Below are 14,526 nucleotides of genomic sequence, written 5' to 3'. Positions count from 1 at the left end.
ACACTATGAATAAACGTACTATTTTGATTATCGAAGATAATCTTGAAATAAGGGAAGGTACCGCCGAAATTTTGGAGCTCACGAGTGGATATAATATCCTTACAGCTGAGAATGGGAAGATTGGGGTAGAACTTGCTATGAAACATGTTCCAGATTTAATTCTTTGTGATATTATGATGCCCGAACTAGATGGTTATGGCGTATTGTATATGCTCAGCAAACAGGAATCAACGATGCATATTCCTTTTATCTTTTTGACGGCGAAATCAGAACGTGTAGATATGCGTAAAGCGATGGAAATGGGAGCTGACGACTATTTAGTCAAGCCATTTGATGATATTGAATTGTTAAATTCTATTGAAAGTCGTTTACGTAAACGCGATAGTTTACATTCCGCTATAGAAAAGACGAATACGCTGAATCTAAGTGAGGAAGATCAAAATGTATTATTGAAGGATTTGGTAAAAGAAGCCCGCGTAAAAGTATACAAAAAGAAGCAGTTAATATACGAAGATGGTGATTCACCTATATACGTGTATTATTTGTTGTCAGGGAAAGTACGTACATTTTTATATTATCTAGACGGTCGGGAATTATCTACGAATATCCATACCGACGCGCAATTTTTTGGGTATGAATCTATCCTACTCAATGAACATTATACAGAGAGTGCTAGTGCTTTAGAAGATTCAGAAGTCGCGTTGATACCTAAGGAAAATTTCTTCGAATTGATGTTTAATAAGCCAGCAATTGCGACCAAGTTTATTAAGTTACTTTCGGGAAATGTTAAGGAGAAAGAAGAGCAAATGCTCGGATTTGCTTATGATTCCGTTAGAAAACGTGTCGCTAATACTTTAGTGCATGTCGCTACCAAATCATTAGAAAAACCTGATCAAGATGAAGTCGTAATCCGTATATCGCGAGATGACTTAGCTGCATTGGCGGGTACGGCTAATGAAACAATTAGCCGAATGCTTGCAGATTTCAAAGATGAGAAGCTTATCATCAAAGAAGGAAATGCTATTCGAATCTACTCCATCGAAAAATTGAAAAATATCAAGCAATAGTTAAGAAAGGCTTCCATATTGGAAGCCTTTCTTAACTTAATATGTGACCTAAATCACATATTAAGTTGACCGCCTACATTCGGCAGATAGTGGCTTCACAGTACTTTTGGGATAATAAAAAAGTACAATAATTGATGAGGGTAGTTGCTTATAATATTCAAGAATTTGAGAAGCAAACATTAGCCAAAGCTAACGCTAAGGTTCATGATTTGACTTTGATCTCAAATCCGTTGAATTTGGCCACAATTCGTTATGCAGAAGGTAAAGAGGTGGTTATTGTATCTCCTCAAGATAATCTAGATAAAGAACTACTAAATGCACTTTATAAGATTGGTGTTAAGAAAATTATCACCCGTTCTCATTCTGTTAATCATATTGATCTAAAGCATGCTGGAAAATTAGCGCTTCATGTAGCCAATACACCAAGCACAGATGATTCTCCTAGAAGCATCGCTATACAAACTATTGATAATTTGAATAATTGGGTGGATAGTAAATGTCTAGGTGCAGCATGTCATTGTTCTTTTGATTGTTCTAATAAAAATAATTCCATCCTTTAATTCAAAATATTATGGATTACAATAAGTTAATTGAAAAATATAATGTGGCAGCTCCACGTTACACATCATACCCGACAGTTCCATTTTGGGAAAATGATGTTTTCAATGGGGAGGATTGGAAATCAAATGTAGTAGCTCGCTACAATAAATCAAAAGAGCATGGAATAAGTATCTATATTCATCTACCATATTGTGAAAGCTTGTGTACTTACTGTGGTTGTAATACACGCATCACTAAAAACCACAAAGTCGAAGAGCCTTATATAGATTCTTTGTTAAAAGAGTGGAAGATGTACCATCACCTCCTTGGGGAAGGCCGTATTTTGATTCAAGAGATACATCTTGGTGGTGGTACACCTACTTTTTTTCAACCAGAAAATCTTGAAAGATTAATAAATGGAATTTTAGAAGGCAATCAAATCACTGCAGACGCAAGTTTTTCTTTTGAAGCGCATCCAGCAAATACCACGCGTGAGCATTTAAAAACCTTATATGATTTAGGTTTTAAGCGATTAAGTTTGGGTATTCAAGATTTTGATGAACGTGTGCAATTTGCCATCAATCGTCATCAAACTGTGGAGGATGTTTCACGTGTAATGTATGAAGCTAGAACAATAGGTTATGAATCTATTAATTTTGATTTGATATACGGATTGCCGTTACAGACTTTGGAATCCATTCAAATGACCATAAATCATTCTCTAAAAATGTCTCCAGATCGTATATCATTTTATAGCTATGCACATGTCCCATGGATTAAACCTGGGCAGAGACGATTTACAGAATTAGATTTACCCGTGGGCAAGGAGAAGTTGGACTTGTATAATTTAGGCAAATCTATGATACAAGATGCAGATTATGAAGATGTGGGTATGGATCATTTTGCCAAAAATGAAGATGCTTTATTTATAGCCAATGCCAATGGCACTCTGCACCGCAATTTTATGGGGTATGCAGATAGGTACACACCATTAATGATTGGATTGGGGGTTTCTTCAATTTCGGATGCTTGGACGGCTTTTGGGCAGAATGTAAAAACAGTAGAAGAATATCATCAATGTATACTTGACGGACGTTTACCTGTGTTTAAAGGACATTTACTTAATACGGAGGACGTAATTATCCGTCAATACGTTTTGGATATGATGTGTAGGGGCGTGGTGAATTTAGTTCCTTTTCATGAATTGAACGAACGTATCTTGGAAAGGCTTGAGCCTCTAGAAAATGATAGTCTTGTACGTGTAAATGACCTGAATATATCAATTACAGCTGTTGGGAAATCTTTCTTAAGAAATGTGTGTATGGCTTTTGACGAGCGTTTGCAACGCACAAAAGCACGCGAAAATTTATTCAGTCAAGCAATATAAAGTAGCGCATTATGGCAATAGATACACAATTGAAAGTTGCTACAGATTGTTTCCATTGTGGGGATAAGGTCGTGGATACACCATATGTACTTAATGAACATACGTTCTGCTGCTTAGGCTGTCAAACTGTGTATCAAATTTTGCATGAAAACAACATGCAAAGTTACTATAGATATAATACACATCCTGGTAAATCTCAGAAATCGGAAAAGCAGGATTTGAGCTATTTGGATGAACCAAATATCATCGCTAAGCTGGTAGATTACCAAGATGATGATGTTGCGATTATAACTTTTTATATACCGGCAATACATTGTAGTTCATGTATTTGGTTACTTGAAAATTTATATAAACTAACTACTGCTGTAAAATCTTCGAAGGTTGATTTTATGAAAAAGCAAGCAAGTATTACCTTCAATAAAAAGGAATTGTCATTAAGACAAATCGTTGAGCTACTTCAAAATATAGGATACGACCCTAAGATTACACTGCAGGATGTGGTCAAAGAAGGAAAAAAAATAAATCAAAATGGTCTGATTGCTAAGATTACTGTAGCAGGATTTTGCTTTGGTAATTCGATGATGATTAGCTTCCCTGATTATTTTGGGATGGGAAGTTTTGAGAAGGAATACGTCAATTTCTTTGGTTATATGAATTTGGCATTCGGTATTCCTGTTTTGCTATATAGTGCTTCTGATTATTTTAAATCTGCTTGGTTTAGCTTAAAACAAAAGCGTTTGAATCTGGATGTACCTTTGGCACTTGGGGTTTTAGTACTTTTCCTCCGCTCTGCTATTGAGATTTTGACCCAAACAGGTCCAGGATTTATGGATACCTTATGCAGCTTGGTGTTTTTTATTCTGATCGGAAAATGGGTACAACAACGTACTTATCATCACATCTCATTCGAACGTGATTACCGTTCTTACTTTCCTGTAGCGGTAACGGTTTTAGAAGAAAATAAAGAAATTCCGAGACAAATCTCTGATTTGAAAATTGCTGATCGTATTTTGATTCGTAATAATGAAATCATTCCTGCTGATGCAATTCTATTAAAAGGCAATGCATCGGTAGATTTTAGTTTTGTGACAGGAGAAAGTAAACCAATTGAAAAAGTATTGGGTGAGGTGGTCTATGCTGGAGGTCGACAAATTGGAGGAGCTATTGAATTGGAAGTTGTAAAAGCTGTTTCCCAAAGTTATTTGACACGCCTGTGGAATAATGAGTCTTTCAAGAACTATGAAAAACAGTTTGATACTTTTGTAGGGTATATAAGTAAATATTTTACAGTAGTATTGGTAAGTATTGCTTTGTTGGCTTTGTCGTTTTGGTTTATAAATGGACAAGCGGATAAAGCTTGGGCTGCATTTACGGCGGTATTGATTATTGCCTGTCCGTGTGCGTTAGCTCTGAGTTCGCCGTTTACGCTTTCAGCAGCTTTAAGTATTTTTGATAAAAATAAATTTTATATAAAAAATACAGCTGCGATTGAACAAATGGCAGCGATAGATACGGTTGTGTTTGACAAGACTGGTACAATCACTTCTCCAACAGCATCAGCTATGTGTTTTGAGGGAGAATTGAGTTCGACAGAAAAGGATATTCTGTATTCAATTTGTCGTAATTCAAACCATCCTTTGAGTCGTGAAATATTGAAGTGGTTGGGTGAAGGTCAATTATTACCTATTTCAAATTATAATGAAGTTGTTGGTAAAGGACAATCTGCCGAGTATTTGGACTATGAAGTCACAATAGGAAGTGCAATTTTTGTTGGAATACCAAAACAAAGAGATGATACAGCGGTTTATGTAAAAATTAATAAAGCTATTAAAGGAGTGTTCACTTTGGAGCAATCATGGCGTTCGGGATTCAATGAAGTAGTTCAAATTTTAAAAAAAGATGACTATATGCTTCATTTAATATCGGGTGATAATGAGCGCCGAGCTGAGGCATTGAAGGTAATTTTTCCATTTAATTCTAAGTTGTTATTTAACCAAAATCCTTCTGATAAGTTACAACGAATTGAAAGTTGGCAAAAAGAAGGACGAAGAGTTTGTATGTTGGGTGACGGTCTGAATGACGCGGGTGCATTACGACGAGCAGACTTAGGTATTGCTGTTTCGGATGATATCAATAATTTTTCTCCCGGTTGCGATGCGATATTGGATGGAGCATCATTTGCTAATATTCCTGCTTTTTTCGGATTTAGTAAAGATGCGGTCAAGGTTATTAAAATGAGTTTTGTGATATCAATCTTATATAATATTATTGGTATTAGTTTTGCCGTTCAAGGAACAATGTCACCGCTTTTTGCAGCTATATTAATGCCAATAAGTACAGTGACCATTATTTCGTTCACGAGTTTGATGACACGGTGGTATGGCAAGAAAAGAGGGTTAATTTAAATATTTATGAATATTATCTTTTTATTAATTGGATTTAGTGTATTTATTGCTTTGATATTTCTATTGGCATTCTTTTGGGCGAATAAGACAAAGCAATACGAAGATACGTATACACCATCGGTTCGTATTCTTTTTGATGACGAAGTAAAGGAAACAGATAATTCAAAATAATGAATTAATTGTTTGTACCTTTGCATCAAATACATAATTAAAAATGCCAAGAGAGACAAAAGAAGGTTTATACCGTGGTGTAATTGAGCAGGATGCAGATGGGAATTATTTCTGCGGCCCGTTAATATTGGATTATAAACTTGCAAAGTATTATTTCAAATTGGGGGATTACATCAGTGTAAAGAAAGTTGTGAGTAATACAAGTGCAAAAAGCGCTGCAACATATCCTCAAAAGGGAGTGAAGTTTTCACTAGCTGATAAAAGAAACGAAGATTAATAGAAATTTAGGGATTTCCCTAAATTTCTATTCTCATCACATCGGTGTGCTATCGATTATATGGGTGCTCTTGAATAAGATTAAATCCCCTCTTCAATAATTCAAAATCTTGTTGCCTCTGTTTTACCAACCTAATTTCTTCATGATGTGAAGGAAATTTTTTCTTCATTATGATATCCCCATTCTTCTCAACGCTATATTTTAATTTGTAATTATTTATCGTGATTTCCTTAGTCCTTTCGTCTAAAATATATTGTTGATACCCTTTTTGATAATTTGTATCCCTAGTGATTAGGGTACCCTCGAATTCAAATATGACATAATTCCAATCTTTTGGTATAGATTTTTGCGATTTACCTTGACGATCAATTTTGAAGATTCCGTTAATACTTGATTTCTTAAAGTATTCAGATATCATCTTCTGTGTATTAGAGAGTGAGAAGAACTGGGTAACAATAAACACGACAAGAAAAATAATTTTCAAAGCAATTAGACCTTTATTAATCCAAGTCTTACTATATACTGGCTTGTCAATTGTACGAATTTCTGCGGATTTTCCTAGAATAAAGAATGCATACAAAGCTTTAAAATTTGGTAGAAGCAAAAACAAGGAGAAGGCAAATAAAGCTGTAGATATCATTTTTACAGGTACATCGTAGAAGTAATTCACAGTCATAATATTTATGCTTGTTGCCATTGTAATCAATGCCCCGAGGACCATCGTTTTGCGAAATAGGAGTAATACTGCCATGATTTCAACGATTCCCATGAAAATATTATAACCTTTTGAAAAGCCTAAAAATGTCCAAGCTAATCCCATTGGTGAAAATTCATGCAGGGGTTGCATCAATTTGTTCAGCGTAGGGGGAGGCATTTGTGCATGAAGCAATTTAATCGCTCCATAATTGAATAACATAAATGCAATATAGTATCTGATAAATACCGTAAGATAATAATATAGCGTATTGTAATTAGTTCGTTTTTGATCTAAGATACCCCATATAACACACGCGATACTCGCTATAATTATAAAAAGAAGTAGACTTATCCAATCATAGGATGTATCCCCGCTACCGTTGGTATAAATGCTGTAATCATAATTGTATTTTAGAATATTTTTAGCAAACCAAGGTGTCAACTCTTGGAATAAATAAACAATGGGCTTAGTAATAATTTCAAACAATGGATAAGCTCCATTGTTTTTTTCAATAATGAATGTGAGAATAAGAATAAAAGCAAAACGAAAGGCTATTCTTTCTGATTTTGTCCAGTTTAATTGGTTAATCATCTCCTTAAGTTATGAAAAAGTTTTATTTATCGTTTAATTTTGTTCTTCTAAGTGTCATTTGATATTGATGTTTTCTTCAGTCATTAAGGTATTCGTGTGTTCTTTTGCGAGGAGCTGATGTCGAAGTTCTATCTTTACTTTTTTGATATCTTGTGTTATTTTATGCGTGTATGTTTGCACATAGTTATATCCCATTATGTTGGCATTCTCTTTCCCTGGATTATTTTTGATTAATACGTAATGTATTATATAGAGGGTATTGTCAATTATTTCTTTTTTTGTTTTAATTTTTTTTATCCGATTAATACTATGTCCAGCAGAAGTAATGTGTCCGCGAATGTTATACGCTATTTTGTTATTAAACTGTTCAATGTTCCATATTTTTGGGTCCAACTTTTCGATTAGGGGAATACGTTTTCTGTATCGAATATGAGCGCCCTTTTTATTTGTTTTAGATGCGGCAATATAGGTGTACTCAATAGCTGCTACATTCAATTTATGGGGGATAGCACACTTAAAAAGACTAAAAACACTCAACGTAAATATTAATTTTTGTATCCACATTATATTAACAATTGTAATAAGGTTCGGGCATGATGACTTTTATGTTCAATAGCTTCTCAATTGGCTCTGCGTATTCATCTAATTCGTTTTGATTGGCATAGAAGTTAGTCGTGCTATAATCTTGTCCAAATGGTTTGATACTCAATTCTGCATAACCACCTCCTTTTGCGGGCAATACATTTTGGATGCTGATTTGTTCGACTTCCGAGCAAGCGAATTCTATAGCATATTGGTCTGAGGTAAATCCAAACCTATTGGTTTCTTTATTGAAATAAAGGGCTTGTTTGTGACCAGCCAGTTTCTCTATTAGCTTAGGTTTTGCCGTTACTTTAGCATTGCTTGTATAGTCAGGCATAAACTGTAGAAGTGATTTAAAAGTAATTATTTCGGTGGATTCGGGTTGTAAATCATCTCTTTCGCGTAATATGATGTCTGAATAATCTCTGTAGTTGCTGATAGATAGTGAAGTGCATCCATCATCATACTGTTCGGAATCGTAGGTATAACAGATGCTTAATGAAATATCTCCTAGGTCAAAACTAAGGTACTTTTGGTCTTTACGTTCGTATCCTGCATCTTTTACTTTGGTAGGGATTTCTTCCATCCAAAGTTTTCGTAGTTCTTTATAACTATCATCGGTATTGTTTCCATTGTTTAAAGTCGCAAAAAAAGATTGCACAGCTATTTCTTTTCTATCATTATCATCATAAAATTCCAATTCATCCATAACTAGTGAACCGATTCGTACAGGATAATTAATTTTGAAATAATTGGTGTCAAATTCAGACGTGTAAGATGTTCCGATACCCAGCTTTTTAATGTCGTCATAGGAAGTATCCCAAGATATAAATTGTGAAGGTTGGCTTAAGACTTCAAATCCTTCCGTATAATCTTTATTTGTATCATCTAGAATATGATAATTTTTCTTTTGAGATTGTATCCAAATACGCTGCTTTTGTTCTTTTTTACTATTTGCAATTTTGAAAAATGCGGCATCATCAAAACCAAATCGTTCGCTCAATTCTGTGTAAGCTTTCGCGAAACCATGTTGTAAACAACAAATATAATGCTGCTGATAGTCGAATAGAAATAGAAAAGGTCTATCGCTTAATATCTCAACATAGGCATATTTCAAAATTGATAAATCAACAGATTCCTCGTATCCATGGTCGATAAAATAGAGTTTATCTCCAGCTATATATACCTTTCCATCTTCAGTTTCTTGAGGAAAGGATTCTTTATTTCTTTTAAATGAGTTCAACATAATTCAGGTTATTTACTTAAAAAATCGCTTTAAAAATGAATCTTTCTTGACTGGCTCTAAACCTAATTCTTCTCGGTTTATTTCGATGTCATTTTCCTTAGCTAATGCTAATAATTCTTGAAATCTAATTTCGTTGGCAAATGGTGAATCTTTTCTGTAATGAAACAACAAACGCTGAATAGCATGTTCGTACATGGCGATTTCTAATGCTTTTTCGTAATATTTGATGGCCTTATTCACGTTTTCTTTCAAACAAAAGCCGTTTTCATACATAATACCATAATAGATGGGTGAAAACTCTTCGTCGATATCTTTCTTTAGTAGCGGAATTACCTTGTTAAATTCTCCTTTTTGGTAATATATTTCCGTTATTTTCTGGTTATTGAAATAAAATTTCTTTTGTGCTTTTAAATAGTAATCCAGTGCTTTATCATAATCTTGCTCCACACATTCGCCATGAAAATATAAGTCGCCAAGATTAGACAAAGCAAGACCGTTACCTTGTTGTGCTGCTTTTTCGTAATATTCGATTGCTTTGTGGATATCTTGTGCGCAACCGATACCATTTTGTAAGTGATAACCTAAGTCATTAGCTGCAAAGGCATGCCCCAATTCACTAGATTTTGTGTACAACTCAATAGCCTCTGTCAGATTGAAAAACTCGCTATTGTTTTCATCCGAATAAATACCCGCTAAATCATACATCATTCGTTCATCACCACGTCGCACTCCTAAACGTAAAATGGGAACGGCTTGGTCTAGTTTTTCGTGTTTAATATATTCTTTTGCCATATCATACAAACTATCATTATCATAGTATTGGAAATAATCTTCTCCTAATTTTGCCTTCCATTTTTCATAGAAAGCATTAAAAAATTGGTTGTCTTTCCCTCTTAAATTGTATCTGTTTTGGTATAACCGACCCATTTCTTCCTTCGGAATTTCAACTAACTTATCATCAAGTGACAAGGCGTAGATAGTATCATTTTTATACAATAAAATCTTATGGCTTTCGGTATCTATCGCTTCTGAAATATAATCGTAAATTTCGCTTGTTGTGTTCGTATTTCCATCCCAATAGGTAAAACCTGATTTCCGTTGAATGGAAAATATTCTAGAATAAACCATTGTTATTTTCTGAATTTCCTTATCTACTGGGATAAGCCAAATTTGTTGTTTCGCATCAAAAAATCCTGTTCCCGCATCGGTTTGTAAGATGTATGAATTAGGAAATTCATCCGAAAAATAATCTACAATGATATTGGTTATTTTGCTCGAAATCGTAACGTGATTTTGTTCTTTTAAATTATAGATAAACCATTCGCCAATCTTTTTATAGGCTAGCGTTTCGTATTTATCTAACGGTATTATATTGTCTATTTCGGTATCTAATAAACTACCATCAGGTTTGATGATTTGAATTTTCTTTTGAAATTTATTCGGACGTATATAATAATGCTCGTAAGGCAAATCTTCGACCATATCTTCGATGTATTCGCCTAGAAAAGTTCCATTGCTGCTGAAGTATTTTCTTTTGGATGAACATTTGATTTTCGTGAAGAATAATCTATAATTACAAAATTCAAATTTGTTTTCGCTACCCTCATGAACTACTAACTCATTTTCATGGTCAACTAAATAGTATAGTCCATTTTGCAGTTCGTTGAAACAATTACCATATAAATATTCTAAATCTTCATATGTAATAGGGATTAGAATTGTGTTTGATATTAAATCCAGTAATCCATATTTATCATCTTGTTCTACTACGCCAACTAACGTATGGAATTCGTAATCATTATCTTTGATGTCACCATAGAAAATTTGTAAAGCATCAAAAGCATCATCGAATTGTGTTGGGGTTATTTCGAACCCTTTGCTATTTATGTAACCATATTTGTCTTCTTTTTTAGCAACTGCAATATTATTTTCAAAAGCATATATTTCTTGATAAATAGGCTGAACTATGATGTTGTTTTTCATATCTCGCACACCTTCAAAACCATTTTCAGTAAATATTTCTATATGATCATTTTTGTACGCGTCATCATTCCAATATCCTAATCCGTAATTGATCCAATCGGTTTGTAACGCCTCTAAGAAGGATATATATCCAAATGTTTTCAGATATTCATCAAGGGGTTTTAATGAACGTTCATCTATAGCTTTTTCAATTATGTCGACTTGTTTTTTTATTTGAATACCCCAATCTTTAGCTTGTTGACTGTGTTTCTCTTCATTCATATTGAACACATCAGTGCCATCAATCTGAAAGGTGTCATAGGGCAAATTCTCCAAAAAATCAAACATCACATCTACTGGCTCATTGAAAACCTTTTTATAGGTTAATTGATAAACTTCAGCCAATAAATCATAAAACCTTCTTAGATTTGATACTCCCTGTACCTTATCCGCATATAATATTTCCCCTTTTGAACGAATATTTGAACTAAATAGCGGTAACAGTAGGGGAGGAATTTCATAGTTCCATTCGCCAAGATAATGAGGAAAAGAAGAGCCCGTTGGTAAGTCGATATTATATATATAGATGCGATGTGCCATTTCTTATTGTCATTGCTTGAGAGTAAATATACGACAACAAGGAATTAAATATCTCCCCGGAAATGGCTATTTGTAGTTTATTCTCTTATAATTCCATATTCTAAGGCTAGTTTGATAGCTTTGGTAAGATTTGACGTTTTGAATTTTACGATTAAATTTTTTCGATGGCTTTCGACCGTGTGTGGGCTTATGAATAATTTTTCAGCGATTTGTAGCGTTGTTAATCCCGAAGCAGCTTCCGTCAAAATTTCTTTCTCTCTTCTTGTTAGTTTTGGAATTATTTTTAGTTCAGAAAGATTCTTTTTTTCCATTACAGTTTTGGTTTGCTTGCATAGAAATTTTTTACCTTGCAATACGCTTTCTATCCCCAAGATTATCTCATCTATGTTAGCATTCTTTTGAATATAACCTAAGGCACCTTTTTGCAAAGCACTATTGATGACAGCAAATTCATTGTGAACACTCAACATGATGATACGCATATCGTGATATTTTCTAATCAATTCTTCAATAATATCCAAACTATTGCAATCGACTAGATTAATATCTAGTAGTAACACATCTGCTTTTTGGAGTTTTAGTCCTTCAAATAAATCTTTGGCGGATGCATAACATTGTATTACATCAAAATCTTGCTGTTGTGTTAAAATATTTTTCAATCCCTCTAATAGGAGTGGATGATCGTCTGTGATGATAATTTTAATCATGTGCATAGGTTTTTGGAAACTGTATGTCAATATTTGTCCCCAAATCAGGTTGGGAATCTATTGTTACTTTTCCTTTTAAAAATTCTATCCTTGATTGGATATTATGTAATCCTGCTGTTTTGGAATTATTGATTTTCGTATCAAAGCCTTTACCATCGTCTTCGACAACAATTTCATAATGAGAGTCGTATTCTACAAACTGAATAATTATTTGTGTGGCTTGAGCATGTTTGATAACATTGTTTACAAGTTCTTGAAGAATACGATACACCAATAGTTGATGCTCTTGTGATAAGGTGTTTTGATAATGCAAAAACTGAACATCAATATCCAAAGAATGATTGGACATCCTAGAAGCATAATCTGTTAATGCTTCCTGAAGTCCATATTTTTCTAATAAATCAGGCATCAAATTATGGGCTACACGTCTTAATTCATCAACAGCCAAATCCAGTTTTGAGATAGATTGATTGACATTGTCTGAAGCTAATATAGTGTCACGTTCTTTTAATAGAGAAAGATTCATTTTGGCTCCTGATAATAATCCACCTAATCCGTCATGCAAGTCACGGGCTAATCTCCCTCTTTCCAGTTCTTGGGCATCGAGCATGGTCGTAAGATTCGAAATTTTTGAATTTTGCCTTTCTTTTTCTAGCTCAAGGGCATAGATGTTTTTTTGATGCTTCAAACTTTTTGAACGCTGTAAGTACGCATAAATAAATGCGAACAATAATAACGTTACAATTACAGCTATACCAATGTAAAATAGATTTATACGTTCTTTTAGCTGTATTTGTGCTTTGTAAAGCACTATTTCCTTTTGTTTATTGAAGGATTCTAGTTTCGAAAGTCGTAACTCCTGCTGTTGTTTTGATTTTTCTAGTTGTGCCAATTCAAACTCTTTTTGTTGGTTATCTTTTAGTAACCTTAAGTTTTCGAGTTGTTGATTTTGCTGAATATTCAACAAATTCATTTTCAGAATTTGCTGTTCTTTTTTCTGGCTTTCTAACTGAAGAGCTAACAATTGTTGTTTTTGTTTTTCTTTCTCGTATTGGGTTTCTAATTTTTTTGCACGAGCATTCTTTTCTTGATCATAATAGGATTTAAAAAGCTCAAGGTATTCTTTTTGATAACGAATAGCCTCTTTGTAATCTCCCTCTTGTTCATGGATAGTCGATAGACTTTCAAAAACATTCATTTTGGTCAATGGCGCTTCTATATTGTTTTTATCTAACTCAACTATTGCCGCCAACAAGTAATCTTTAGATTTCTCTTTATCCCCATTTCTCAAATTTAGGTCTGCAAGAATGCCATATGCTGAAGCAACATGATTGTGTTGGCCAGTCAATTTACCTTGTTTTATCGCTATTTCGGCATATTCTACAACTTTTGATTCATTAGAATTGGGAAAATACATGAGGTAGAGATGCGCTAAATTATTTGCTACGAAAGAAAGATCAGATGGCACGGTCATCTTTTTACTATTCTGCTGGAAAGTATGAAAAGCTTTTAGGTAGTAGGACTCTGCTTCTGTAATAGCTTTTTTGTCTTCATTATCAAGGTTGAATTGTTTTTCGCGCAAAAAGCCCATAGCCATATTAGCATTAAAAATAGAGGAGATGTTATTTTCCTTTTGAGCTAATTTTAAGGCTAGTAATGTATACTTCTCTTGCAGTTCAAATTCATTCCAATTCGCATATATGGCAGAAAGCTCAGTGTAGATGGTGAATTTTCTAGAAAACAAAGTTTTACTAGGATGTGCATTTTCATAATAGGCTAGTGCCTTTAAATATTTAGGTATAGCCTCAGCTTCATTATCTGTGCGTGCAAAAATCCACCCTTGACCATAGTATGTATATCCTTTAGATTCCTTATCCTTCGTTTTTTTAGCATATAAGGAAGCTAATTTTGAATAGTTGTCAGAAGATTCTTGATCGTCACTGAGTAAATAAATTATCGAGGCAACGGTATATAAATTGGCTGCATATTTACCATTTTTATTCTTAGTAGCTTCTCTAATTTCTTTATTTATTATTTTAAATGCCTGATCTTGTTTATTGTTAAAGAATAAAAACTTGACATAATCTGCTGCTAATTCAAATCTTTCTGGAGAACCAATTTTGGTCGTGTTAAATTGTTGCGCTAGTTCATTCTCTTGTTCCTGACAGAATAGATTATTTATGAAAAAACAAGAAAGGAAAATTAGGGTAAAGACAACAATTTTATGCATTTTATTAAAAAGCCTCATCGTTTAAGTATGAGGCACTAAATTAAGTTTTTAAATTAAATAGCAG

At 33.8% G+C, this 14,526-nt stretch carries 12 protein-coding genes; 6 read left to right on the top strand and 6 right to left on the bottom strand.

The window, feature by feature from the left end:
* Positions 1-5: 5 nt before the first annotated feature.
* The 6 genes from IPZ78_RS08015 (at position 6) to IPZ78_RS07990 (ending at position 5,847) form a co-directional block, all read left to right on the top strand.
* The gene (locus tag IPZ78_RS08015) at positions 6-1,067 is read left to right on the top strand and encodes a response regulator (protein WP_225552498.1); all 1,062 of its coding nucleotides are present in this window, start codon (positions 6-8) and stop codon (positions 1,065-1,067) included.
* A gap of 134 nt (positions 1,068-1,201) precedes the next feature.
* Positions 1,202-1,627, top strand: coding sequence for a Rossmann-fold NAD(P)-binding domain-containing protein (locus IPZ78_RS08010; RefSeq protein WP_225552496.1), 426 nt, complete (start codon positions 1,202-1,204; stop codon positions 1,625-1,627).
* Positions 1,628-1,638: 11 nt separating this feature from the next.
* Positions 1,639-2,994, top strand: coding sequence for an oxygen-independent coproporphyrinogen III oxidase (gene hemN, locus IPZ78_RS08005; RefSeq protein ID WP_225552494.1), 1,356 nt, complete (start codon positions 1,639-1,641; stop codon positions 2,992-2,994).
* A gap of 11 nt (positions 2,995-3,005) precedes the next feature.
* Complete coding sequence (locus IPZ78_RS08000; RefSeq protein WP_225552492.1) at positions 3,006-5,399, top strand: heavy metal translocating P-type ATPase; 2,394 nt, start codon at positions 3,006-3,008, stop codon at positions 5,397-5,399.
* A gap of 6 nt (positions 5,400-5,405) precedes the next feature.
* Entirely contained in the window at positions 5,406-5,570 is a 165-nt protein-coding gene (ccoS, locus tag IPZ78_RS07995; RefSeq protein WP_225552490.1) for a cbb3-type cytochrome oxidase assembly protein CcoS, read from the top strand.
* 43 nt (positions 5,571-5,613) lie between these two features.
* Positions 5,614-5,847: a hypothetical protein gene (locus IPZ78_RS07990; protein WP_225552488.1), complete on the top strand. Its 234-nt coding sequence runs from the start codon at positions 5,614-5,616 to the stop codon at positions 5,845-5,847.
* Between the two features lie 49 nt (positions 5,848-5,896).
* Here IPZ78_RS07990 and IPZ78_RS07985 read toward each other — a convergent pair whose 3' ends face one another.
* From IPZ78_RS07985 to IPZ78_RS07960, 6 genes are all read right to left on the bottom strand, one after another.
* Positions 5,897-7,135: a hypothetical protein gene (locus tag IPZ78_RS07985; RefSeq protein WP_225552486.1), complete on the bottom strand. Its 1,239-nt coding sequence runs from the start codon at positions 7,133-7,135 to the stop codon at positions 5,897-5,899.
* Positions 7,136-7,189: 54 nt separating this feature from the next.
* Positions 7,190-7,699 (bottom strand): hypothetical protein, encoded by a 510-nt coding sequence (locus IPZ78_RS07980; RefSeq protein WP_225552485.1) that lies wholly within the window; start codon positions 7,697-7,699, stop codon positions 7,190-7,192.
* Between the two features lie 4 nt (positions 7,700-7,703).
* Positions 7,704-8,963 carry a hypothetical protein gene (locus IPZ78_RS07975; protein WP_225552484.1) on the bottom strand — a complete coding sequence of 420 codons (1,260 nt, stop codon included), beginning with the start codon at positions 8,961-8,963 and terminating at the stop codon, positions 7,704-7,706.
* A gap of 12 nt (positions 8,964-8,975) precedes the next feature.
* Positions 8,976-11,525, bottom strand: coding sequence for an SEL1-like repeat protein (locus IPZ78_RS07970; RefSeq protein WP_225552482.1), 2,550 nt, complete (start codon positions 11,523-11,525; stop codon positions 8,976-8,978).
* A 77-nt stretch (positions 11,526-11,602) separates the two neighbouring features.
* Entirely contained in the window at positions 11,603-12,232 is a 630-nt protein-coding gene (locus IPZ78_RS07965; RefSeq protein WP_225552480.1) for a response regulator transcription factor, read from the bottom strand.
* A complete protein-coding gene (locus tag IPZ78_RS07960) occupies positions 12,225-14,462 on the bottom strand; it encodes a tetratricopeptide repeat-containing sensor histidine kinase (RefSeq protein WP_225552478.1) in 2,238 nt (745 codons plus the stop codon). The genes IPZ78_RS07965 and IPZ78_RS07960 overlap by 8 nt, the downstream gene beginning before the upstream one ends.
* Positions 14,463-14,526: the final 64 nt, after the last annotated feature.

The organism is Sphingobacterium bovistauri, assembly GCF_020295405.1.
Taxonomy (GTDB): Bacteria; Bacteroidota; Bacteroidia; order Sphingobacteriales; family Sphingobacteriaceae; genus Sphingobacterium; species Sphingobacterium bovistauri.
This window is presented reverse-complemented; position numbering and strand designations above follow the sequence as displayed.

Coding starts and splice junctions, on each gene's coding strand:
- IPZ78_RS08015 (WP_225552498.1), top strand. CDS start 6: ATGAATAAACGTACTATTTTGATTATCGAAGATAATCTTGAAATAAGG.
- IPZ78_RS08010 (WP_225552496.1), top strand. CDS start 1,202: ATGAGGGTAGTTGCTTATAATATTCAAGAATTTGAGAAGCAAACATTA.
- hemN (WP_225552494.1), top strand. CDS start 1,639: ATGGATTACAATAAGTTAATTGAAAAATATAATGTGGCAGCTCCACGT.
- IPZ78_RS08000 (WP_225552492.1), top strand. CDS start 3,006: ATGGCAATAGATACACAATTGAAAGTTGCTACAGATTGTTTCCATTGT.
- ccoS (WP_225552490.1), top strand. CDS start 5,406: ATGAATATTATCTTTTTATTAATTGGATTTAGTGTATTTATTGCTTTG.
- IPZ78_RS07990 (WP_225552488.1), top strand. CDS start 5,614: ATGCCAAGAGAGACAAAAGAAGGTTTATACCGTGGTGTAATTGAGCAG.
- IPZ78_RS07985 (WP_225552486.1), bottom strand. CDS start 7,135: ATGATTAACCAATTAAACTGGACAAAATCAGAAAGAATAGCCTTTCGT.
- IPZ78_RS07980 (WP_225552485.1), bottom strand. CDS start 7,699: ATGTGGATACAAAAATTAATATTTACGTTGAGTGTTTTTAGTCTTTTT.
- IPZ78_RS07975 (WP_225552484.1), bottom strand. CDS start 8,963: ATGTTGAACTCATTTAAAAGAAATAAAGAATCCTTTCCTCAAGAAACT.
- IPZ78_RS07970 (WP_225552482.1), bottom strand. CDS start 11,525: ATGGCACATCGCATCTATATATATAATATCGACTTACCAACGGGCTCT.
- IPZ78_RS07965 (WP_225552480.1), bottom strand. CDS start 12,232: ATGATTAAAATTATCATCACAGACGATCATCCACTCCTATTAGAGGGA.
- IPZ78_RS07960 (WP_225552478.1), bottom strand. CDS start 14,462: ATGCATAAAATTGTTGTCTTTACCCTAATTTTCCTTTCTTGTTTTTTC.